The organism is Pseudoalteromonas sp. APC 3250, assembly GCF_030407915.1.
Taxonomy (GTDB): Bacteria; Pseudomonadota; Gammaproteobacteria; order Enterobacterales; family Alteromonadaceae; genus Pseudoalteromonas; species Pseudoalteromonas tetraodonis.
Window position 1 is genome coordinate 110,762 of sequence record NZ_JASDCM010000001.1, and the last position, 20,719, is coordinate 131,480.

Annotated in this window: 18 protein-coding genes and 1 pseudogene; 9 read left to right on the forward strand and 10 right to left on the reverse strand. The window is 42.2% G+C overall.

Annotation, left to right across the window (positions count from 1 at the left end; translation table 11 throughout):
* Positions 1-180: 180 nt before the first annotated feature.
* Complete coding sequence (gene msrA, locus QL986_RS00480; RefSeq protein ID WP_013464892.1) at positions 181-1,467, forward strand: peptide-methionine (S)-S-oxide reductase MsrA; 1,287 nt, start codon at positions 181-183, stop codon at positions 1,465-1,467.
* A gap of 642 nt (positions 1,468-2,109) precedes the next feature.
* Here msrA and QL986_RS00485 read toward each other — a convergent pair.
* The 9 genes from QL986_RS00485 to QL986_RS00525 all read right to left on the reverse strand — a co-directional run bounded on the left by QL986_RS00485 (position 2,110) and on the right by QL986_RS00525 (position 11,580).
* Positions 2,110-2,988, reverse strand: coding sequence for a LysR family transcriptional regulator (locus QL986_RS00485; RefSeq protein ID WP_013464894.1), 879 nt, complete (start codon positions 2,986-2,988; stop codon positions 2,110-2,112).
* 247 nt (positions 2,989-3,235) lie between these two features.
* Positions 3,236-3,892, reverse strand: coding sequence for a 3-oxoacid CoA-transferase subunit B (locus QL986_RS00490; RefSeq protein WP_013464895.1), 657 nt, complete (start codon positions 3,890-3,892; stop codon positions 3,236-3,238).
* A gap of 15 nt (positions 3,893-3,907) precedes the next feature.
* Positions 3,908-4,606, reverse strand: coding sequence for a CoA transferase subunit A (locus tag QL986_RS00495; protein ID WP_013464896.1), 699 nt, complete (start codon positions 4,604-4,606; stop codon positions 3,908-3,910).
* A 29-nt stretch (positions 4,607-4,635) separates the two neighbouring features.
* Complete coding sequence (locus QL986_RS00500; protein ID WP_013464897.1) at positions 4,636-5,532, reverse strand: hydroxymethylglutaryl-CoA lyase; 897 nt, start codon at positions 5,530-5,532, stop codon at positions 4,636-4,638.
* Positions 5,532-7,523 carry an acetyl/propionyl/methylcrotonyl-CoA carboxylase subunit alpha gene (locus tag QL986_RS00505; RefSeq protein ID WP_290190969.1) on the reverse strand — a complete coding sequence of 664 codons (1,992 nt, stop codon included), beginning with the start codon at positions 7,521-7,523 and terminating at the stop codon, positions 5,532-5,534. The genes QL986_RS00500 and QL986_RS00505 overlap by 1 nt, the downstream gene beginning before the upstream one ends.
* An 8-nt stretch (positions 7,524-7,531) precedes the next feature.
* The gene (locus QL986_RS00510; protein ID WP_016899945.1) at positions 7,532-8,302 is read right to left on the reverse strand and encodes an enoyl-CoA hydratase/isomerase family protein; all 771 of its coding nucleotides are present in this window, start codon (positions 8,300-8,302) and stop codon (positions 7,532-7,534) included.
* 12 nt (positions 8,303-8,314) lie between these two features.
* Complete coding sequence (locus QL986_RS00515; RefSeq protein ID WP_016899946.1) at positions 8,315-9,922, reverse strand: carboxyl transferase domain-containing protein; 1,608 nt, start codon at positions 9,920-9,922, stop codon at positions 8,315-8,317.
* A gap of 10 nt (positions 9,923-9,932) precedes the next feature.
* Complete coding sequence (locus QL986_RS00520; protein WP_013464901.1) at positions 9,933-11,108, reverse strand: isovaleryl-CoA dehydrogenase; 1,176 nt, start codon at positions 11,106-11,108, stop codon at positions 9,933-9,935.
* 37 nt (positions 11,109-11,145) lie between these two features.
* A complete protein-coding gene (locus QL986_RS00525) occupies positions 11,146-11,580 on the reverse strand; it encodes a MerR family DNA-binding transcriptional regulator (protein ID WP_008114692.1) in 435 nt (144 codons plus the stop codon).
* A 329-nt stretch (positions 11,581-11,909) separates the two neighbouring features.
* Between QL986_RS00525 and QL986_RS00530 the strand changes: the two genes are divergently transcribed.
* The 7 genes from QL986_RS00530 to QL986_RS00560 all read left to right on the forward strand — a co-directional run bounded on the left by QL986_RS00530 (position 11,910) and on the right by QL986_RS00560 (position 19,559).
* Positions 11,910-13,091 (forward strand): acetyl-CoA C-acyltransferase, encoded by a 1,182-nt coding sequence (locus QL986_RS00530; protein WP_013464902.1) that lies wholly within the window; start codon positions 11,910-11,912, stop codon positions 13,089-13,091.
* Between the two features lie 70 nt (positions 13,092-13,161).
* Entirely contained in the window at positions 13,162-14,652 is a 1,491-nt protein-coding gene (locus QL986_RS00535; protein ID WP_013464903.1) for a CoA-acylating methylmalonate-semialdehyde dehydrogenase, read from the forward strand.
* 118 nt (positions 14,653-14,770) lie between these two features.
* Positions 14,771-15,928: an acyl-CoA dehydrogenase family protein gene (locus tag QL986_RS00540; protein ID WP_016899947.1), complete on the forward strand. Its 1,158-nt coding sequence runs from the start codon at positions 14,771-14,773 to the stop codon at positions 15,926-15,928.
* A 10-nt stretch (positions 15,929-15,938) separates the two neighbouring features.
* Complete coding sequence (locus QL986_RS00545; protein WP_024600975.1) at positions 15,939-16,718, forward strand: enoyl-CoA hydratase; 780 nt, start codon at positions 15,939-15,941, stop codon at positions 16,716-16,718.
* Positions 16,718-17,875: an enoyl-CoA hydratase/isomerase family protein gene (locus QL986_RS00550; RefSeq protein ID WP_024600974.1), complete on the forward strand. Its 1,158-nt coding sequence runs from the start codon at positions 16,718-16,720 to the stop codon at positions 17,873-17,875. Before QL986_RS00545 ends, QL986_RS00550 begins: the two co-directional genes overlap by 1 nt.
* A 4-nt stretch (positions 17,876-17,879) precedes the next feature.
* Entirely contained in the window at positions 17,880-18,779 is a 900-nt protein-coding gene (gene mmsB / locus QL986_RS00555; RefSeq protein WP_290190970.1) for a 3-hydroxyisobutyrate dehydrogenase, read from the forward strand.
* Positions 18,780-18,788: 9 nt separating this feature from the next.
* Positions 18,789-19,559: an SDR family oxidoreductase gene (locus QL986_RS00560; RefSeq protein WP_024600973.1), complete on the forward strand. Its 771-nt coding sequence runs from the start codon at positions 18,789-18,791 to the stop codon at positions 19,557-19,559.
* Positions 19,560-19,665: 106 nt separating this feature from the next.
* Here QL986_RS00560 and QL986_RS18850 read toward each other — a convergent pair.
* Positions 19,666-20,098, reverse strand: a pseudogene (locus QL986_RS18850) (phage integrase N-terminal SAM-like domain-containing protein); the annotation flags it as partial.
* Between the two features lie 253 nt (positions 20,099-20,351).
* On the opposite strand from QL986_RS18850, the gene QL986_RS00570 reads away from it, so the two are divergent.
* Complete coding sequence (locus QL986_RS00570; RefSeq protein WP_013464909.1) at positions 20,352-20,627, forward strand: hypothetical protein; 276 nt, start codon at positions 20,352-20,354, stop codon at positions 20,625-20,627.
* Positions 20,628-20,719 lie beyond the last annotated feature (92 nt).

The following is a 20,719-nucleotide window of genomic DNA, read 5'->3' on the forward strand; positions in this document are numbered from 1 at the left end:
GCTCCTAGGCAGAACCCGAAGGGCAGCGCCTGTTTGGCATTGATGCTCCGTTATCGCCTATTTATGGGGAATAACCACACCACATAGGCTCTGCCTTGCCTAAACACCAAACAAACTGCTGCAAATTTAACCTTGAAAGGTCAACAGACCCTAGAGTAACTAAAACTAAGAGGTCATCGTATGTTTAAGCGGGTAATACTATCGGCGTTTGCCATTGTGGGCTTACTAAGTGCAATGAGTGCTATATCGTCAGATGAAATAATCAAACCAACTGATTTAGATGCAACTATGCATGTTGAAAAAATAGTGCTGGGTTCGGGCTGTTTTTGGGGTGCAGAAAAACGCTACGAAGCACTTAATGGTGTGTTAGACGCTGAATCGGGTTACGCCGATGGCCGGGGGTTTAAGCCAACTTATAGAAATATCACTAAGTTATCCCGTCGCTTTGATGAAGATAATTACGCCGAAGTGGTGCAGGTTACCTTTAATAGTAATATTATTTCAGCAAGAGAGCTGTTGCAAAATTACTATGAGAGCCACGATCCAACGCAAAAGAATCGTCAAGGTAATGATGTAGGCACGCAATATCGCTCTATTATTTTAACCACTACCGATCAGCAAGCGAGCATCGCAAAAGCGGTCACGAGTGAGTATCAGCAATTATTAAGTAAAGCCGATTATGGAAAAATAGTGACGCAAATAAAGCCACTTGAGCGCTTTTATTCGGCTGAAGAGTATCATCAAAATTACCTTGAAAAAAATCCAAACGGCTATTGCCCTGATCATTCAACCGGCGTTGTATTTACTCAAAGTGATAAACCTAAGGTAGATAATACTGCATTATTAAATGGCAAACAGATTGTTATTTTAGACTCGCAAAGTTATTGCCCTTACTGCGAAAAGTTTAAAGCGGCCGTTGCCAATGATTATAAAGGCACAATTCCAATGACTTTCCGCCATGCTGATCAGCTTGATGGGTTAACGATTAAATCGGCAACATGGGCTACACCTACCATATTATTTTTAGAAAATGGGGTTGAAGTCTATTCTCGCCAAGGCTACATGAACCCAGAGCAATTTTATAAAGCATTAGGTGCGTTTAAGCTTGGCAACAGTGAAGCTTATAAGGTGGCTTTTAATGCTAAAACCGACAGCCCTTACTGCAAAGAATATGCTATTTTTAAAAACACGCCCGATGGCATCTTTATTGATAAACTAAGCGGTGAGCCATTATTTGATACCCGCGATAGATTTAACTCAGGCACCGGTTGGCTTTCATTTACCCACCCAATAAAAGACAGTGTAACGCAACATGAAGATAATAGCTGGGGAATGCAGCGCATTGAGCTTAAGTCTAAAAGTACCGGTATTCACTTAGGGCATTTATTTCCGGGTGAGGGGCCTAGAGGGCAAGATAGATATTGTATTAATGCGACTGTTTTAGAATTTGTAGCCAGAAAACAGTAAATTTTAAGCAAAAAAAGCAGCGATGATTAAGTAGATACTTAACGGTCGCTGCATTTCAATTGACAACATCTTCACACACAATAAAGATTCGGGGGGTTGTATTAGTACAAAACTAACTCTGGCTTATTGTTGTTGATGAGAATGAAAATAAAAACAACCCAAGCTCAGTCACCACCGGACTTGAGTTGTTTTTTACACTGACAACATCTTCACACACAATAAAGATTCTTAAGTTTATTGGCGGGTGTAAGGGTAAAAATAAAAACAACTCAAGCTAAGTCACCACCGAACTTGAGCTGTTTTTTACACTGACAACATCTTCACACACAATAAAGATTCTTTTTTACTAGCTCGTTGTTACAAACTAATGAAATCTGATTTTGGTAACACGTTTTATATTTTTTAGCGTGTTGCCGTTTGGTTGAGTTAACTTTAGAGCTTTTACTCAATTTCGACAAGCGATAAAAACAAAACTAATAAGTGAAAAAAACTAACTTATGGGGTTTTAGATTTTTCCAATAAGTAAAGCACTGATAAATAGTCGCTTTTGTTGTTTTTCCGGTAGGGGAATTTTAAAAATAAAAGTTGCACACTTTAAAATTAACTAATAAGCGCTCAACAAGGAGCGCTTAATTGAATGTGCTATTTAGTTTGCCTAAAGGTGTTAATCACCCATTTTGCAAACAAATCGAGAGGGTGATTAGCGGTACTTGAGCCATGCTGAACTAAATAGTATTTGTCTTTTGTTGTTAGTGGTTGCTCAAACAGTTTGTAAAGCCATTGCTCATCCAGCCAGCTTTGACTTATTGGCAAAGGAATAAGTGCAATGCCCATACCTTGCTGTGCAGCGCGTGCAACGCCAAACATACTATCTATTTGAATAATTTGTGCAGGGGAAAAGTCATCAATACCGACTTTTTCAGCCCATTGATGCCATGCCCAAGGCCGTGCTTTATGAACAATAAGCGGCACTTGATTGAGCGCCTGGCAGTGATCGTTTTGCCACTGATCGAGCAGCTTTTTATTACACGCTGGAATATATTCTAAATTAAATAACTCAGTAGCCAGCCCATCAAGCGGTTTACTTGAAGATAAAATGATTGATAAATCACTTTGGCGAGTCAGCTCTTTGCGCGTTTTAAGGGTGTCCATGTGTAAATTAATATTAGGATGCTCACTCGTCCACTCACTCAGTTTTGGCATTAGCAATTCACTGGCAAAAAACTCGGGCAGGGTAATGGTTAAATTTACATTTTGTTGTAACTGACTAAATTCGGTAATGGTGCTTTCCAGCATATTTATAATGGGGTAAATCGCTTCAAAAAAGTTTTTTCCAGCTGGCGTTAAGCTTATGGAACGGGTTTGCCTTTGAAATAAATCAATGCCCAGCTGCTCTTCTAGCTGCTTTATTTGATGGCTGACCGCCGATGGCGTTAAATACAGCTCTTTGGCGGCATGTTTAAAACTTAAGCTTTTTGCGGCAAAACAAAAAGAGCGAAGGCCGCGAATAGGTGTTTGCATGGTATCCAATATAAAGTTATTTCAATCACCTTATTACAGGCAATTATTAAACCAAAAATAAAAGTTAACTATATCAGTTATTTAATTTTTTTATTAGGGCGAATTCACCTAAGTGGTGCGTTAAATTCTCACTATAGTGCAAAAACTAAAATAAAGGCAAAAAAAATCCCTCTTGCGAGGGATTTTGGGTAACTCAGCGCCATTGGCACTGGGAATGAGGTCGGTACAGGGTGAAATTGTGAGTGGTTTAAAACACCATCTCAGGAATATCACCGTCAACAAGCAATTTACCTGCCGTTTTACTAATAATTTCATCAACTGATACGCCTGGTGCGCGTTCTAGCAAATGAAATGCGCCGTCTTTAACTTCTAATACGGCTAAATCGGTTACTATTTTTTTAACACAGTTAACGCCCGTCAGCGGTAATGTACAGCTTTCTAATAATTTAGAATCGCCGTGTTTACTGGCATGGGTCATAGTAACAATAATGTTTTTTGCACCAGCAACTAAATCCATTGCTCCGCCCATGCCTTTTATTAATTTTTTAGGGATCATCCATGAGGCTATAGACCCGTTTTGGTCTACCTCAAATGCACCCAGAACCGTTAAGTCTACATGACCACCCCGTATCATGGCAAAACTATCTGCACTATTAAATATAGCTGCACCGGTAGCTGCCGTCACGGTTTCTTTACCCGCGTTGATCATATCTGCATCTACTGTGTCTTTGGTTGGGTATTCACCCATACCTAATAGGCCATTTTCGGACTGTAGCATAACTTCTATGCCATCGGGTACATAGTTTGCGACGAGTGTCGGAATACCTATGCCTAAATTAACATAGTACCCATCTTGTAGCTCTTGAGCGACGCGCATTGCGACTTGTTCACGTGATAATGCCATTTTAAGTACTCCTGCTTAATCTCGTGTGGTAACACGTTCAATGCGTTTTTCAAAGTTGCCCTTGATCACGCGATTTACAAAAATGCCAGGGGTATGAATTTGACTTGGCTCTAGCTCACCGGGTTCAACTATCTCTTCCACTTCAGCAACGGTAATTTTACCTGCGGTTGCGGCCATTGGGTTAAAGTTCATTGCGGTATGGCGAAATACTAAATTACCGTAACGGTCTGCTTTCCATGCTTTTACAATGGCAAATTCACCCGTGATTGACTCTTCTAAAATATAAGGGCGACCATTAAATTCTTTTACTTCTTTACCCTCAGCTACTGGCGTACCGTAACCCGTGGCGGTATAAAAAGCAGGAATACCGGCACCACCAGCACGCATTTTTTCTGCTAGAGTCCCTTGCGGTGTTAGCTCTACATCAATTTCGCCATTCAGTAGTTGTTGCTCAAAAAGAGCATTTTCGCCCACATAAGAGGCAACCACTTTTTTAATTTGTTTGTCTTGTAATAAAAGTCCTAAACCAAAGTCATCAACGCCGCAATTGTTCGATACGACCGTTAACTCTTTGGTTTGCATTTTTTTAATTTGGGCTATTAATCCCTCGGGAATACCGCATAAACCAAAACCACCAGCGATGATAGTATCGCCGTCTTTTAAACCTTCCATTGCAGCTTCGTAACTCGAAACTACTTTATCAAAACCGGCCATGAGTGACTCCTCATTCTATGCTATTGCAATTATTGTGTGTGTAATGCCACTGAAACTTTACTAACAGGCTGTTTATTAAGCGCATTAGTAATTTGCCAACCTGCTTGTGCAAGCCTTTTTAAATCAATTCCATGTTCAATGCCAAGCCCTTGCAGTAAGTAAACAACATCTTCGGTGGCAACATTTCCTGACGCACCCTTAGCGTAAGGGCAGCCACCAAGGCCAGCAACGGCAGCGTCAACCGTTGAAATACCAAGGCTTAAGGCAGCGTAAATATTTGTGAGCGCCTGTCCATATGTATCATGAAAGTGTACTGCAAGCTTACTTTTATCAATATGCTTGAGCAGCAATGTAAGCAGCTCAGTCACTTTACCTGCGGTGCCGACACCAATAGTATCGCCAAGGCTCACTTCATAGCAGCCAAGTGCTAATAACTTTTGTGCCACGTTTAAAACAACCTGAGGGTCAACGTCTCCCTCATAAGGGCAGCCTAAAACACAGCTTACATAGCCTCGAACGCGTATATTATTCGCTTTAGCAAAAGTCATTACCTCGCTAAAACGATCAATACTTTGCGCTATTGAACAATTTATATTTTTTTGACAAAACGCTTCGCTGGCCGCCGTAAATATAGCAAATTCTTTAATACCAACAGCATGCGCAGCTTGTGCGCCTTTTAAATTTGGCGTTAAGGCACTTAAATTAATCTCTGGAAGGTCAAGCGCACTGATCACCTCACTTGAGTCTGCCATTTGTGGCACCCATTTGGGAGATACAAATGCACCAGCTTCTATGTCTTTTAATCCCGCGGCGGCGAGGGCATTAATAAGTGTTACTTTATCTTCAGTGCTGACGGTTTTTTCATTTTGTAAACCATCACGTGCACCCACTTCAACAATACGAACTTTGTTTGCAAAGGCACTCATTAAGCACCTTCCTGCACAGTCGTATCTTCAACAATGGCTAACAGTGCGCCGTGTGAAACTAGTTCACCTTCACCAAAGCAGTAACTCTGTAATATGCCGTCATGCGGTGCATTAAGTGTATATTCCATTTTCATGGCTTCAATAATAACAACGGCATCACCTTTGGTGATAGTGCTACCTACTTCAATTAAATGTTTTACTACCGTGCCATTGAGTGGCGCAGCGAGCGGCAGCGCGTCATTTTCGTGTGAACTAATATAATGTTTATCAACACATTCAATCTTAGTTTGCAGTGCTTTATTCATTACAGTAATTTCATTGTCAGTTATGTTGACATGCGCACTGTGCTTTTCACCGTTAATAAATACGCAGCACTCACCATTATTTAGCGTCCCTTGTACACTGTATACGCCCGCGCTGTGTGTCACATTGTAACCCTGCGCTGTTTTGACGGCGCTTAGCGGTAAAGCTACAAATGGGATTTTAATTGCCTGCGGTGCATTTAAAGTAAACCCACTCAGTTGTTGCCAAGGGCTGGCACTATTGTTTTGTGCTTGGTGCGTGTTTAACGACTCTAAATAGGCAAAAGCGGCAATAAGCTGGCTTGATAGCAATAATGACTCATCAACTGCAGCGAGTGAATCACCTTGCTCAGCAATAAAGTGTGTACTTGGCGCGCCTTGTTTAAAACTTGCGTGGCAAGCTAAGTTATGTAAAAAGCCAATATTGGTACTAAAGCCTGCTAAATGAAATTGCTCAAGCGCCTGTTGCAAACGAGAAAGCGCTTGTTCGCGATTATCATCATGAACAATTAACTTTGCAATCATTGGGTCGTAGTAGGGGCTTATTTCATCACCTTGGGCAATCCCGGTATCTATGCGTACAAATTCACTATTAACGGGGACATGTAGCGCTTCAATGGTGCCTGAGCACGGAATAAAGTCATTTGCAGGGTCTTCGGCGTAAATACGCGCTTCAAAGCTATGGCCTTGCAGTTGAATATCAGATTGCTTTAACGGCAGTGTTTGCCCGCCCGCAATATTAATTTGCCAGTTCACTAAATCAACACCGGTTACCATTTCGGTCACTGGGTGCTCTACTTGCAGGCGAGTGTTCATTTCCATAAAGAAAAATTCATTACCGCAAAGTAAAAACTCAACAGTACCCGCACCACGGTAATTAATGGCTAATGCACAGCGTACAGCCGCTTCGCCCATTTCTTTACGCAGCGCGTCAGATAAACCTGGAGCAGGGGCTTCTTCAATCACTTTTTGGTGTCGGCGTTGCAACGAACAGTCACGATCACCCAAATAAACACAGTTGCCGTGATTATCTGCAAATACTTGTACTTCAATATGGCGAGGTTGATTAACGTAGCGCTCTAATAGCACTAAATCGTTACCAAAACCGGCAATGGCTTCACGTTGGGCGCCTTCAAGTGCAGTTATAAAGTCTTTCGGCTTTTCTACCACTCGCATCCCTTTACCGCCACCGCCAAAGGCCGCTTTGATAAGAACAGGGTAACCAATTTTTTCAGCCTCAGATTGCAAAAAAGCAGGGTCTTGTTTATCACCATAGTAACCAGGTACTAAAGGAACGTTTGCCGCGGCCATTATTTCTTTAGCACGGGTTTTTGAGCCCATTGCTTCAATACTCGTTGCTGGTGGGCCAATAAAAGCAATGTTATGGGCTTCACAGGCTTTAGCAAATTCACTGTTTTCTGATAAAAAGCCGTAGCCTGGATGAATGCAATCAGCGCCACTGGCTTTAGCAACCTGCAAAATTTTATCTGCGACTAGGTATGAATCTTTACTTGGCGCAGCACCAATATGGTAGGCTTCGTCGGCCATTTTTACATGTTGCGCGTTTTTATCTGCATCTGAATACACCGCAACCGTGGTTAAGCCCATTTGCTTTGCGGTGCGCATAATACGACAGGCAATTTCGCCACGGTTAGCAATCAGAATTTTTTGTAATTGTACTGTGTTCATAATGCGTCCTAGAGTTGCCATTGGGGAGGGCGTTTATCAAAAAAGGCGCTCAGTCCTTCTTGGCCTTCAGTTGATACACGAATTTTAGCTATACGCTCTGCAGTCAGTGCAATTAGCTCCTCGTTTATCTCTTTATTGGCAACATCGTTAATAAGTGCTTTTGCGGCTTTAACGGCAATAGGGCCGTTATCAATCAAGGTTTGCAGCAAATTATCGAGGGCTGTTTCTAAGTTCCCAGTAATTTGATGCACTAAACCCAGTTGCTTTGCGGTATGGGCATCAAAAACCTCTGCAGTTAAAAAATATCTTCGTGCAGCACGTTCACCAATGGCCTTAATCACATAAGGGCTGATCACGGCAGGTATTAGCCCAAGTTTAACTTCACTTAAACAAAATTGTGCATCGTCTTTACTAAGCGCAATATCACAGCAGGCAATTAACCCTAATGCTCCACCAAAGGCGGCACCTTGTACCGCACAAATTGTAGGATGTGGGCTCTGTGCTAATACTTGCATAAGTTTAGCCAGTTGCATTGAATCAGCTAGGTTATCGTTATAGTTATTATCTGCCATCGATTTCATCCAGGCTAAGTCGGCACCGGCTGAAAAATGTTTACCTTCGGTTTTGAGGACTAAGGCACGAATATCGAGCGTATTAGCATGTTCAATACATTGAATAAGCTCATGGATAACGTCGCTATTAAACGCATTACGTTTTTCTGGGCGGCTTAAAACGAGTACAGCCACATTAGATTTTGTTATTTGTAGTGTTACTGACATTGTGCGCTCCGGTTACATTCTAAATACGCCAAACTTAGACTCACGCTGTGGTGCATTTTTAGCTGCAGTTAATGCAAGCCCCAACACATTACGTGTATCGATAGGGTCTATAATGCCATCGTCCCATAAGCGGGCACTGGCATAATAAGGATGACCTTGTTGTTCGTATTGGCTAATAATTGGCTTTTTAAAATCGCTAACTTCTTGCTCGCTCATGCTTTCGCCTTTACGGGCTAATCCATCTTGTTTAACTTGTGCCATAACACCTGCAGCTTGCTCACCACCCATGACTGAAATACGGGCATTTGGCCACATCCACATCATGGTCGGTTCAAATGCACGGCCACACATTCCATAATTGCCGGCGCCATAAGAGCCACCAATAAGCACGGTGAATTTTGGTACATCAGCACACGATACCGCCATCACCATTTTAGCGCCATGTTTAGCAATGCCTTCGGCTTCGTATTTTTTACCGACCATAAAGCCTGTAATGTTTTGTAAAAATACCAATGGAATGTTGCGCTGAGCACACAGCTGAATAAAGTGCGCGCCTTTTTGCGCTGACTCACTAAATAAAATACCGTTGTTAGCCACTATGCCCACAGGGTTACCATAAATGCTGGCAAAGCCTGTCACTAGTGTTTCGCCAAAGTAACGTTTAAATTCATCAAAAGACGAGTCATCGACAGTGCGGGCTATTACTTCACGCACATCAAATGGCTTTTTAAGATCAGTACCAACAATGCCGTAAAGCTCGTTAATATCGTATCGTGGAGCTTTTACGTCATCTAATAATGGGGCGGTAGGACGTGTGTAATTAATTCGCTCTATACATTGGCGTGCAATTGATAATGCATGCGCATCATTTTCAGCGTAATGATCGGCCACACCCGATGTTTTACAATGAACATCGGCGCCGCCAAGCTCTTCTGCGGTGACTTCTTCACCGGTTGCCGCTTTTACCAGTGGTGGACCTGCTAAAAATATAGTGCCTTGCTCTTTTACAATAATACTTTCATCGGCCATAGCAGGCACATACGCACCACCTGCGGTACATAAGCCCATAACCACTGCAATTTGTGGAATGCCTTTACCCGACATACGTGCTTGATTGTAAAAAATACGCCCAAAATGCAGTTTGTCTGGAAATACATCGTCTTGCTCTGGCAAATTAGCACCACCAGAATCAACTAAGTAAATACACGGTAAGTGGCAACGCTCAGCAATATCTTGTGCGCGTAAATGCTTTTTAACAGTAAGCGGGAAATAGGTGCCACCTTTAACTGTCGCGTCGTTTGCAATCACCATACATTCAACGCCTTTTACGCGACCAATACCTGCAACCACACCGGCACAAGGTATCTCTTGTTCATACACACCAAATGCAGCAAATTGCGATATTTCTAAAAAGGGTGAGCCTTCATCTAATAAAGTACTGATACGGTCGCGAACAAACAGCTTTCCTCTGCTTTCATGGCGCTCTTTAAGTGCAGCGCCACCACCTAAGCTAATATTGGCAACTTTATCGCGTAAATCATCCACCAGCGCCGACATTTTTTTGTGGTTTTGCACAAAACTAGGATCGTGGGGATTAACGCTCGATTTTAAAATCGTCATAAATTAATCCTTAACGGCTTTCAGTAAATAATTCACGGCCAATCAACATGCGGCGTATTTCTGAGGTGCCTGCGCCAATTTCGTAGAGTTTAGCGTCACGAAGTAAACGCCCTGTTGCGTATTCGTTTATGTAGCCATTGCCGCCTAAAATTTGGATTGCATCAAGGGCCATTTTAGTTGCAAGCTCTGCAGCGTATAAAATTGCGCCAGCTGCGTCTTTACGGGTGGTTTCGCCGCGATCACAGGCTTTTGCTACTGTGTACACATAAGAGCGGGCTGCATTCATTTGTGTATACATATCGGCAATTTTGCCTTGAATTAACTGAAATTGACCAATAGGACTGTCAAACTGCTTACGCTCATGAATGTAAGGCACCACAATGTCCATACATGCTTGCATAATTCCTAACGGGCCTGCAGCTAAAACAACTCGCTCGTAATCAAGGCCGCTCATAAGTACCTTAACGCCTTCGTTTAAGTTACCTAAAATGTTTTCTTCGGGTACTTCGCAGTTATCAAATACCAGTTCACAGGTGTTTGATCCGCGCATACCGAGTTTGTCGAGTTTTTGTGCGGTAGAAAACCCCGGGAATGTTTTCTCAACAATAAAGGCGGTAATACCTTTAGCACCGGCATTTAAATCTGTTTTTGCGTAAATAACCAAGGTATCGGCATCAGGGCCATTGGTGATCCACATTTTATTGCCGTTTAAAATGTACTTATCGCCTTTTTTCTCGGCTTTAAGTTTCATTGATACAACATCAGAGCCCGCGTTAGGCTCACTCATGGCCAAGGCACCAATGTGTTCACCGCTAATTAATTTAGGTAAGTATTTTTCTTTTTGTGCTTGTGAGCCATTACGGTTTATTTGATTAACACACAGGTTTGAATGCGCACCGTAGCTTAAGCCAATAGAGGCACTTGCACGGCTAATTTCTTCCATGGCAATAACGTGCTCTAAATAACCTAAACCCGCACCACCAAATTCTTCATCGACGGTCATGCCTAAAACGCCCATTTCACCCATTTGCGGCCAAAGTTGATTGGGAAACGCATTATCAAGGTCTGTTTTTTCAGCTAGTGGGGCAATTTCTTGACTTGCGAAGCTATTAACATGACTGCGGATCATGTCCGCTGTTTCGCCAAGACCAAAATTCATTTCTTTATATAGTGAAATAGTGCTCATGATTCATTCCTGTGTGTTTGATGATGTTTATTATATTTTATTCATCTATTTTACTAAGCGTGTCGCGACAACGACGTTCTGCGGTAACCAACTCCATTAGTACAACTTTAATGTCGTCCATTTGTTGAGATAGGTCGGCCTTTTTTTCGCTGATGAGGTCAAGCATAGTAACTAACTGTTTAGCGCTTGATTTGTCTGCATCATAAAGTTCAAACAAACGACCGGTTTCAGCCAAGGTAAACCCTAAACGTTTACCACGTAGTATTAACTTTAGGCGCACTTTATCGCGCTTTGAGTAAATACGAGTTTGGCCGTTGCGCTCTGGTGATATAAGCCCTTGGTCTTCGTAAAAGCGAATAGAGCGAGTGGTAATATCAAATTCTTTCGCTAATTCGCTGATACTAAAAGTTTGTTCGTTTTTAGCCGGCTCATTGGCTGAATTTGCAAAGTTTGTTTGATTATCTGATTTCATTGTAATGTTTACCTCATTCGAATATCACCAATATAAGTGAAGTTTACGTAAAGGTAAAGTGCGATCTGGTTGTTATACTTTAGACGTACAAAATAAATGCGGATTTACAGTAGAAGTTGAGTGTTTATAAACGTTATAAGCCATTTGTGGAGGTTGTCATACATTTTTAGCAAGCTTGCTTTACAGTTTTCACACTAATTAGAAAGTTGATTTTAGATTTACGTTGGCGTAAACGTAAATTTTATGTATGCTCGTATTTATCAGATTAGTTTAAACATTAAGCTAAACATAATAAAACATGTTTGCGTTAATTGAAAATGGAGCCTTTTATGTCTTTCGAAAGCGTTGTAATTGTAGCAGCAAAACGCACCCCAATGGGTGGATTTATGGGCGCACTAAGTGATGCGCAGTCTACTGAACTAGGTGCTACAGCTATTGCAGGTGCACTTGCTCAAACGGGTTTAAGCAATGATGCAATTGATGAAGTGATTATGGGCTGTGTATTACCAGCTGGCTTAGGCCAAGCGCCTGCACGTCAAGCAATGCTTAAAGCGGGGCTTGCACTTAGCACCGGTGCTACCACTATTAATAAAGTATGTGGCTCGGGTTTAAAAGCAGCGATGTTAGCGAATGATTTAATTAAGGCGGGTTCTATTGAATCAGCAATCGCTGGTGGTATGGAAAGCATGACCAATGCGCCTTACTTTATTCCTAAAGCCCGTGGCGGTATGCGTATGGGACATGGTGAAATAAAAGATCATATGATGAGCGATGGCCTTGAAGATGCTTACGACAATAAAGCAATGGGTTGTTTTGCTCAAGACACAGCCGATGAATACGGTATTGGTCGTGAGCAAATGGATAATTTTGCATTAAGCTCACTGACTAAAGCAAAAGCTGCAATTGAAAATGGTAGCTTTGAGAACGAGATTACTCCGCACACTATAAAAACGCGTAAGGGTGACATCACCGTTTCAATCGATGAGCAACCTGGCAACGCACGACCTGAAAAAATTCCAAGCTTAAGAGCTGCATTTAAAAAAGACGGCACCATTACTGCGGCAAACTCATCGTCTATTTCAGATGGTGGCGCAGCACTGATTTTAATGAGCGAATCAAAAGCAAAAGCAGAAGGTTTAACACCACTGTGCAAAATTGTTGCTCACAGCACGCATTCTCAAAAACCCAGTGAATTTACCGTAGCGCCTGTTGGTGCAATGAACAGTGTGCTTGAAAAAGCAGGGTGGACAACCGCAGATGTTGACCTATGGGAAATTAACGAAGCGTTTGCCATGGTTACCATGCTAGCTATTAACGAGTTAAAGCTTGATGAGAACAAAGTTAATGTTAACGGTGGCGCTTGTGCATTGGGTCATCCTATTGGTGCCAGCGGTGCGCGTATTTTAGTAACACTTATCCATGCACTTAAAAACCGGGGTCTTAAAAAGGGCGTAGCCTCTTTATGTATTGGTGGCGGTGAAGCCGTTGCTATGGCCGTAGAAGCACTTTAACTAATAATAAAGCCGCAGCAACTATAACAAAAACGCTGCGGTACCCAATTTAATCAATAGGATTTTAATTATGCACCAAGTACCCTTACTCATTAACGGCGAATTTATTCAATCAACTTCAAATGAACTAATTGATGTTGTAAATCCTGCTAATCAAGAAGTGTTAGCGCAAGTACCTTGTGCTACAGACGCTGAAATGGACGCGGCTATTGCCTCTGCCAGCGAAACGTTTAAAACGTGGAAAGACGTACCAATTACAGAACGTGCGCGCATTATGATGAAATACGCAGCGCTATTAAAAGAAAACCATGATGAATTAGCCACTATTATTTGTCATGAGCTAGGTAAAACATTTGAAGATGCAAAAGGCGATGTGTGGCGTGGTATTGAAGTAGTCGAGCAAGCTGCTAATGCACCATCATTAATGATGGGCGAGACGATGGAAAACGTAGCGCGTAAAATCGATACCTATTCATATATGCAGCCACTGGGTGTATGTGCAGGTATTACCCCATTTAATTTTCCGGCCATGATCCCACTTTGGATGTTCCCACTGGCAATTGTGTGCGGTAACACCTTTATTTTAAAACCCTCTGAGCAAGACCCACTTACGCCAATGCGTTTAGCTGAGCTATTTATTGAAGCGGGTGCACCAAAGGGTGTTTTACAAGTTGTGCACGGTACCAAACCACAAGTAGACCGTTTATTAGAAGACAAAGCGGTTCGCGCTATTTCATTTGTAGGTTCATGTGGCGTAGGTGCATACATTTATTCTAAAGGCACACAACATCTAAAACGTGTGCAAGCCTGTGTGGGCGCTAAAAACCACATGGTAATTATGCCTGATGCAAGCAAGTCTCACGTAGTTAATAACTTAGTAGGCGCATCGGTTGGTGCGGCAGGCCAGCGTTGTATGGGTATTTCAGTGGCGGTATTTGTTGGCCAAGCAAAAGACTGGGTTGATGAAATTAAAGCTGGCTTTGAAGGTGTACGCCCAGGTGTATGGGATGATGCAGACGCTGCATATGGTCCGCAAACATCACCAGCTGCAAAAGCGCGTATTTTATCATTGATTGCCGATGGTAAAGCGCAAGGCGCAACCTGTTTAATTGATGGCTCTGACTTTACTGTTGAAGGGTTTGAGCAAGGTAACTGGATAGGCCCAACGTTATTTACTGATGTAACCAAAGAGATGAACTTGTACAAAGAAGAGATTTTTGGCCCAGTACTGGCGTGTATGTTTGTAGATACGCTTGAAGAAGCCATCGCCCTTATTAACGAAAGCCCTTACGGTAACGGTACCTCATTATTTACATCAAGTGGTGCAGCTGCACGTAAGTTCCAACACGAAATTGAAGTGGGTCAAGTGGGTATTAATGTGCCTATTCCTGTGCCGTTGCCATTTTTCTCGTTTACTGGCTGGAAAGGCTCATTTTATGGCGATACGCATACATACGGTAAACAAGGTATTCGTTTTTACACAGAAACCAAAACCATTACTTCTCGTTGGTTTGAGGATGACATTGCCTCAGGTCCAAACATGAGTATTAATCTTAAATAATATTGCACTGAATAATTAATAAAAAAGAGGGGCACAACACACCGTGTTGTCGCTCCTCACTAATTACTCCCGTTATGGGATGCACCGACAACAAACAAAACACAACAAGAGGTCTACCATGGACTTTAACTTATCTGAAGATCAACAAGCCTTTGCGCAAACCGCTCGCCAATTCGCAGAGTCTGAACTAGCACCACACGCTGCCAAGTGGGACCGCGAACATATTTTTCCTAAAGACACAATTAAAGCCGCTGGTGAGCTAGGTTTTTGTGGTTTATACACCCCAGAAGAAGCCGGTGGCTTAGGTTTATCTCGCTTAGATTCAAGCATTATTTTTGAACAGCTGGCGATGGGCTGTACCGCAACAACGGCCATGTTAACTATTCATAATATGGCAACCTGGATGATAGCCAGTTTTGCGACCGATACCGTAAAAGAGCAATATGTTGAACAATTAGTAATGGGTGAGTTGTTAGCCTCTTACTGTTTAACTGAGCCAGGCTCTGGCTCTGATGCTGCGTCATTAAAAACTAAAGCAGTTCGCGATGGCGATGAGTATGTTATTAACGGCTCAAAAATGTTTATTTCAGGCGCTGGTGAAACCGAAATATTAGTAGTCATGGCGCGTACGGGAGCCGACGGTCCTGGTGGTATTTCGGCTTTTGTTGTACCTGCAGATGCACAAGGCGTTGAATACGGTAAAGCAGAAGAAAAAATGGGGTGGAATGCACAGCCCACACGTTTAATTAGCTTTGAAGATGTGCGTATTCCAGCCGCAAACTTATTAGGCCAAGAAGGTGAAGGCTTTAAATTTGCAATGCAAGGTTTAGACGGCGGCCGTATTAATATTGCCACTTGCTCTATTGGTACAGCACAAGCGGCACTTAATACCGCACGTGAGTATTTAAAAGAGCGTACCCAATTTGGTAAGCCATTGGCTGCGTTTCAAGCGCTACAATTTAAAATTGCTGATATGAATACCGAGCTTGTAGCAGCACGCCAAATGGTGCGACTCGCGGCGTTTAAACTTGATACTAACGACAGTGAAAAAACCACTTATTGTGCTATGGCTAAACGCTTTGCAACCGATGTAGGTTTTACTGTTTGTAATGACGCGCTGCAAATTCACGGTGGCTACGGATACATAAAAGAATACCCGCTTGAGCGCCATGTTAGAGATGTACGTGTTCATCAAATTCTTGAGGGCACTAACGAAATTATGCGTGTGATTATTGCGCGTCGTATCTTAGCCGAATCAGCCAGCGAAGTTTTATAAGGAGATTAGTATGTCAAATCCTAGCATTGAGTTAACTATTGAAGGCCATGTAGCTATTTTAACCATGTCGAATCCGCCAGCGAATACCTGGACGAAAGACACCTTAGTGGCGCTTAAAGACACGGTTAACCAATTAAATACCAATAAAAATATTTATGCGTTAGTACTGACTGGTGAAGGCGAGAAGTTTTTTAGCGCCGGTGCCGACCTCAATGTATTTGCCAGTGGCGATAAAGGTGTAGCTGCAGATATGTCACGTGTATTTGGTGACGCGTTTGAAGCGCTAACTAATTTTAGAGGTGTGTCGGTTGCAGCCATTAATGGCTATGCAATGGGTGGCGGCCTTGAAGTAGCGCTTGCTTGTGATATTCGTATTGCAGAAGAGCAAGCACAAATGGCGTTACCTGAAGCAAAAGTGGGTTTATTACCGTGTGCTGGTGGAACGCAAAACTTAGCATGGCTCGTAGGTGAAGGCTGGGCAAAACGCATGATTTTATGCGGTGAGCGCTTAAAAGCCGATAAAGCCCTGCAAATTGGTTTAGTAGAAGAAGTGGTTGCACAAGGTGAAAGTTTTGCCGCAGCATTAAAACTGGCAAACCAAGTAGCAGAGCAAAGTCCATCGTCGGTTGCTGCATGTAAAACCTTGATTCAAAAAGGGCGTCATCAACCAATGGCGAATACATTGCCACTGGAGCGTGAACTGTTTGTTGGTTTATTTGATACCGAAGATCAGCAAGAGGGCGTGAACGCCTTTTTAGAAAAACGTAAAGCTATTTGGGTGAATGGCTAATGACAGAACTTACTCGTTTAAATTCAGCTGATGCTGCCGTGGTATTTGAAACGGCAACCACAGACAATGGCCGACTCATTGGTTTTGCAACCTTAAATGCGCCTAAATCGTTAAATGCCCTTAATTTTGAAATGATCAGCTTACTCGAGCCGCAACTACAGCAATGGGACAAAGACGATAACATTGCATTAGTGGTTCTTAAAGGCGCTGGTGAAAAAGCATTTTGTGCCGGTGGCGATGTAGTGAGTTTGCACAAAGCCATGAGCGAAGGTAAACCAACGTCACTGGTTGAAGAATTTTTTACTCAAGAGTATCAGCTCGATTATCTAATTCACTGTTACAACAAACCCATTTTAGTGTGGGGTAACGGGATTGTAATGGGCGGCGGTTTAGGTTTAATGGCCGGTGCTAGCCACCGTGTGGTTACCGAAACATCACGCATTGCCATGCCAGAGCAAACTATTGGGCTTTACCCTGATGTAGGCGGCAGTTATTTTTTACATAAAATGCCCGCCCATGTTGGTTTGTTTTTAGGGCTGACCTCGGCATCTATAAATTGTGAAGACGCTAAGCTTGTATCGCTTGCCGATCACTTTGTAAATGCCGACAAGTACCCAGAGCTTGTTGAAGCATTACTCAATACTAAATGGGGTAAAACAGCAAGTTTAAATCACGACAAGCTAAGTACCTTGCTTATTGAGTTAGATAACAACTCTAGCCGTATGCCAAAAGGCAATTTAAAAGCAAACTTAAGCTTGATTCAAAAGCTTGGCGAGTTTGACACGTTACAGCAGCAGGTAGATTACATTTTAAATCTAAACACTGATGATAAATGGCTACAACGCGCACAAAAATCGTTGGCGCATGGTTGCCCATTAAGTTGTGCCTTAGTAAGTGAGCAGCTCAAACATAGCAAAGGTAAAAACTTAGCTGAGTGTTTTAAAATGGAATTGGGCATGTCGGTTCGTGCCGGTGAAGTGGGCGAGTTTCAAGAAGGTGTACGTGCCTTACTAATCGATAAAGATGGTGCGCCACAGTGGCAGTTTAAATCGTTAGCTGATGTACCAAAAGAAGTAGTAGAGAGCTTTTTTGCAAACCGCTTTGGCGAGCAACATCCGCTAGAGCCGTACTTTTCACAACTAAATTTACAAGGGTAAAGCGATGAGTAAACTTAATATAGGATTTATTGGTTTAGGAAACATGGGCGGCCCAATGGCAGCAAACTTAGTTAAAGCAGGCCACAGTGTGCGCGTGTTTGACTTAAGTGCAGAGGCCGTGAAAGAGCTTGTGAATCATGGGGCTAGTGCGGCGCAAAGCGCCAGTGACTGTGCTCACGAGGCTGATGTGCTAATTAGCATGCTACCGGCAAGCAAACATGTTAAATCACTTTATTTAGGCACAGACGAGCAATCGGGTTTAATTAAAGTACTGAGTAAAAGTACCTTAGTGATTGATTGTTCAACTATAGATGCACAATCAGCACGTGACGTTGGCCATGCCCTAAGTGAGCAAGGTATTGCGTTTGTTGATGCACCGGTATCGGGTGGTGTAGCAGGTGCAACAGCAGGAACGCTTACGTTTATCGTTGGTGGTGAGCAAGCTGCATTCGATAAAGCCAATATTGTATTAGTCGATATGGGTAAAAACATATTCCATGCTGGTGATATTGGTGCTGGGCAAGTTGCCAAAATATGTAACAATATGCTGTTGAGTATTTTAATGGCAGGCACCAGTGAAGCCATTCAAATGGGCATTAATAACGGCCTCGACGCAAAAGTACTCAGCGACATAATGAGCGCAAGTTCGGGTCGTAACTGGACGTTAGAACTTTATAACCCCTGCCCAGGTGTTATGGAAACCGCACCAGCTAGTAACGACTATAAACCCGGCTTTATGGTCGATTTAATGGCTAAAGACTTAGGCCTTGCTATGGAAGCAGCGCAACAAAGTAATTCACTGACGCCAATGGGCTCAATGGCTAAAAATTTATACACTATGATGCAGCACCAAGGTGCAGGCAGTGATGATTTTAGTGCCATTTTTAAATTGTTTTCGAAGTAGGAAAGTATTGTGGAAATAAAAAATAATACCGTAGTTATTACCGGTGGCGCACAAGGCTTAGGTTTTGCAATGGCGCAAAAGTTTGCCTTAATGGGCGCTAATATTGCCTTAATTGATATGGCGCAAGCCCAATTAAATGAAGCAACCGAGCAGCTATCTGCATTAGCAGGCGTAACAGGCACTATTAAAGGCTACAGCGCTAATGTAACCGTAGAGAGCGAAGTTGAAGACGTATTTAATACCATTAACAGTGACTTTGGTTACATTGGGGTATTAATTAATAACGCCGGCATTTTACGCGATGGCATGTTTATAAAAGCCAAAGACGGCAAAGTGGTAAAGAAGATGTCGCTTGATCAATTTCAATCAGTGATTGACGTTAACCTAACAGGTGTATTTTTAGCAGGGCGCGAAGCTGCAAGCCACATGATTGAATCAGGCAAAGGTGGCGTAATTGTAAATATGTCGAGCGTAGCGCGTGCGGGTAATATTGGCCAAACTAACTATGCTGCCTCAAAAGCCGGTGTTGTGGCACTAACCACTACATGGGCTAAAGAGCTTGGCCGTTTTGGTATTCGCGTTGGCGCCATTGCCCCAGGTGTTATTAGCACCGCAATGACCGATGTAATGAAGCCCGAAGCAAAACAACGCATGCTTGCTGTAACGCCCGTAGGGCGCTTAGGTGAAACCGCTGAAATAGCCCATACCGCACAGTATATTATCGAAAACGACTTTTTTACTGGCCGTGTAGTAGAGATAGACGGCGGTATTCGTTTGTAAACTAATGTTTATAAACGTATGAGTGTTAGTTGATTAAAAAGCACAGCCTTTTCGGTTGTGCTTTTTTTGTTTTAAGTCGGACATTTATAATTTTGAAAAAGGGCTGATGTATCCGTAAACGTAGTACCTCCATTAATCGCATACCACTGCCATAAAGTAATCCACAGGGTAAATAATGCTTCGCAGAGCACACTTTAAAAAATTGTTTATTTCTTGTTGCGTTAAAACTACCGGTAGTTTAGTTGCTCGTTTACCCTTAATAAAACCTAATGATAATGAGAGTGGCTTTTTAATCACTTCTTTAAATAAAAAGTTAAACGCATTTAAGGCTTGTGATTGAGTATTAGAAGCAACATTTTGTTGGTTGACTAAATGATTTAAAAAAGTTCGACCTCATTATCTCACATCGTTGTAGGGTGCCTCATAGAGTTAAAACGAATAAACGAAGCTATCCAGTATAAATAAGCTTTAACGGTACTTTTAGCATAACGCTTTAGATACATTTGTTCGGCTATCATAGTTAAAAAAGGTGATTTCATGACATGAATCTTTAGTAAAAAAAGCAACTGTATATATGGACAGTGTTTATCGTCTTGTCCAATATTACTGATCTCCACCATTTTGGTGTATTTCTAAATTAAAGAAAAAAACTTAAAGTTAACTAATTATTTACAGGTGTTTATTAGATGGTTAAGATAAATGCATTGTAATATATGGACATTTGTTGGTTTATAAAGCGACAAATGTCGTAGACAAAACTGTTAAGTTGCACACACATATGGAGTAGTAAAATTGGAAGTTTTGAAAGATGTAGTTTTAGAATGGGCACTTTGGATTGACGTAATTGCACTTGTACTAATAGCATTAACTAGATTTTTCTCAAATACGAAATCTAGTTGGGCGGGTGTTGGCTGTATTTTAATTGTAATAGCACTTGGTAATGCTATTTCGTTAGTTAGCGTTGGTATTAACCCTACAGAACATATTGCTTCGTTATTTGGTTTAGCAGTGTTGGGATCATTAGGAGTTAGATTATTTAGTAATTGGCTCACTGATGGAGCAACTTAACAAGGCAAATCACGCGGAGGGCTAAAGCTGTCGCATTTTTTGCTAAAAACCAAAGGCGCAAAAAATGCGCCAGCACGCCGCCAGTGTTTGCG

What these genes read in the sequence shown, in the direction of transcription:
- QL986_RS00545 (WP_024600975.1), top strand. Translation starts at nt 15,939, where the DNA reads ATGTCAAATCCTAGCATTGAGTTAACTATTGAAGGCCATGTAGCTATT.
- QL986_RS00535 (WP_013464903.1), top strand. Translation starts at nt 13,162, where the DNA reads ATGCACCAAGTACCCTTACTCATTAACGGCGAATTTATTCAATCAACT.
- QL986_RS00510 (WP_016899945.1), bottom strand. Translation starts at nt 8,302, where the DNA reads ATGTCAGTAACACTACAAATAACAAAATCTAATGTGGCTGTACTCGTT.
- mmsB (WP_290190970.1), top strand. Translation starts at nt 17,880, where the DNA reads ATGAGTAAACTTAATATAGGATTTATTGGTTTAGGAAACATGGGCGGC.
- msrA (WP_013464892.1), top strand. Translation starts at nt 181, where the DNA reads ATGTTTAAGCGGGTAATACTATCGGCGTTTGCCATTGTGGGCTTACTA.
- QL986_RS00505 (WP_290190969.1), bottom strand. Translation starts at nt 7,523, where the DNA reads ATGAACACAGTACAATTACAAAAAATTCTGATTGCTAACCGTGGCGAA.
- QL986_RS00495 (WP_013464896.1), bottom strand. Translation starts at nt 4,606, where the DNA reads ATGGCCGGTTTTGATAAAGTAGTTTCGAGTTACGAAGCTGCAATGGAA.
- QL986_RS00515 (WP_016899946.1), bottom strand. Translation starts at nt 9,922, where the DNA reads ATGACGATTTTAAAATCGAGCGTTAATCCCCACGATCCTAGTTTTGTG.
- QL986_RS00525 (WP_008114692.1), bottom strand. Translation starts at nt 11,580, where the DNA reads ATGAAATCAGATAATCAAACAAACTTTGCAAATTCAGCCAATGAGCCG.
- QL986_RS00520 (WP_013464901.1), bottom strand. Translation starts at nt 11,108, where the DNA reads ATGAGCACTATTTCACTATATAAAGAAATGAATTTTGGTCTTGGCGAA.
- QL986_RS00500 (WP_013464897.1), bottom strand. Translation starts at nt 5,532, where the DNA reads ATGAGTGCCTTTGCAAACAAAGTTCGTATTGTTGAAGTGGGTGCACGT.
- QL986_RS00490 (WP_013464895.1), bottom strand. Translation starts at nt 3,892, where the DNA reads ATGGCATTATCACGTGAACAAGTCGCAATGCGCGTCGCTCAAGAGCTA.
- QL986_RS00550 (WP_024600974.1), top strand. Translation starts at nt 16,718, where the DNA reads ATGACAGAACTTACTCGTTTAAATTCAGCTGATGCTGCCGTGGTATTT.
- QL986_RS00485 (WP_013464894.1), bottom strand. Translation starts at nt 2,988, where the DNA reads ATGCAAACACCTATTCGCGGCCTTCGCTCTTTTTGTTTTGCCGCAAAA.
- QL986_RS00540 (WP_016899947.1), top strand. Translation starts at nt 14,771, where the DNA reads ATGGACTTTAACTTATCTGAAGATCAACAAGCCTTTGCGCAAACCGCT.
- QL986_RS00530 (WP_013464902.1), top strand. Translation starts at nt 11,910, where the DNA reads ATGTCTTTCGAAAGCGTTGTAATTGTAGCAGCAAAACGCACCCCAATG.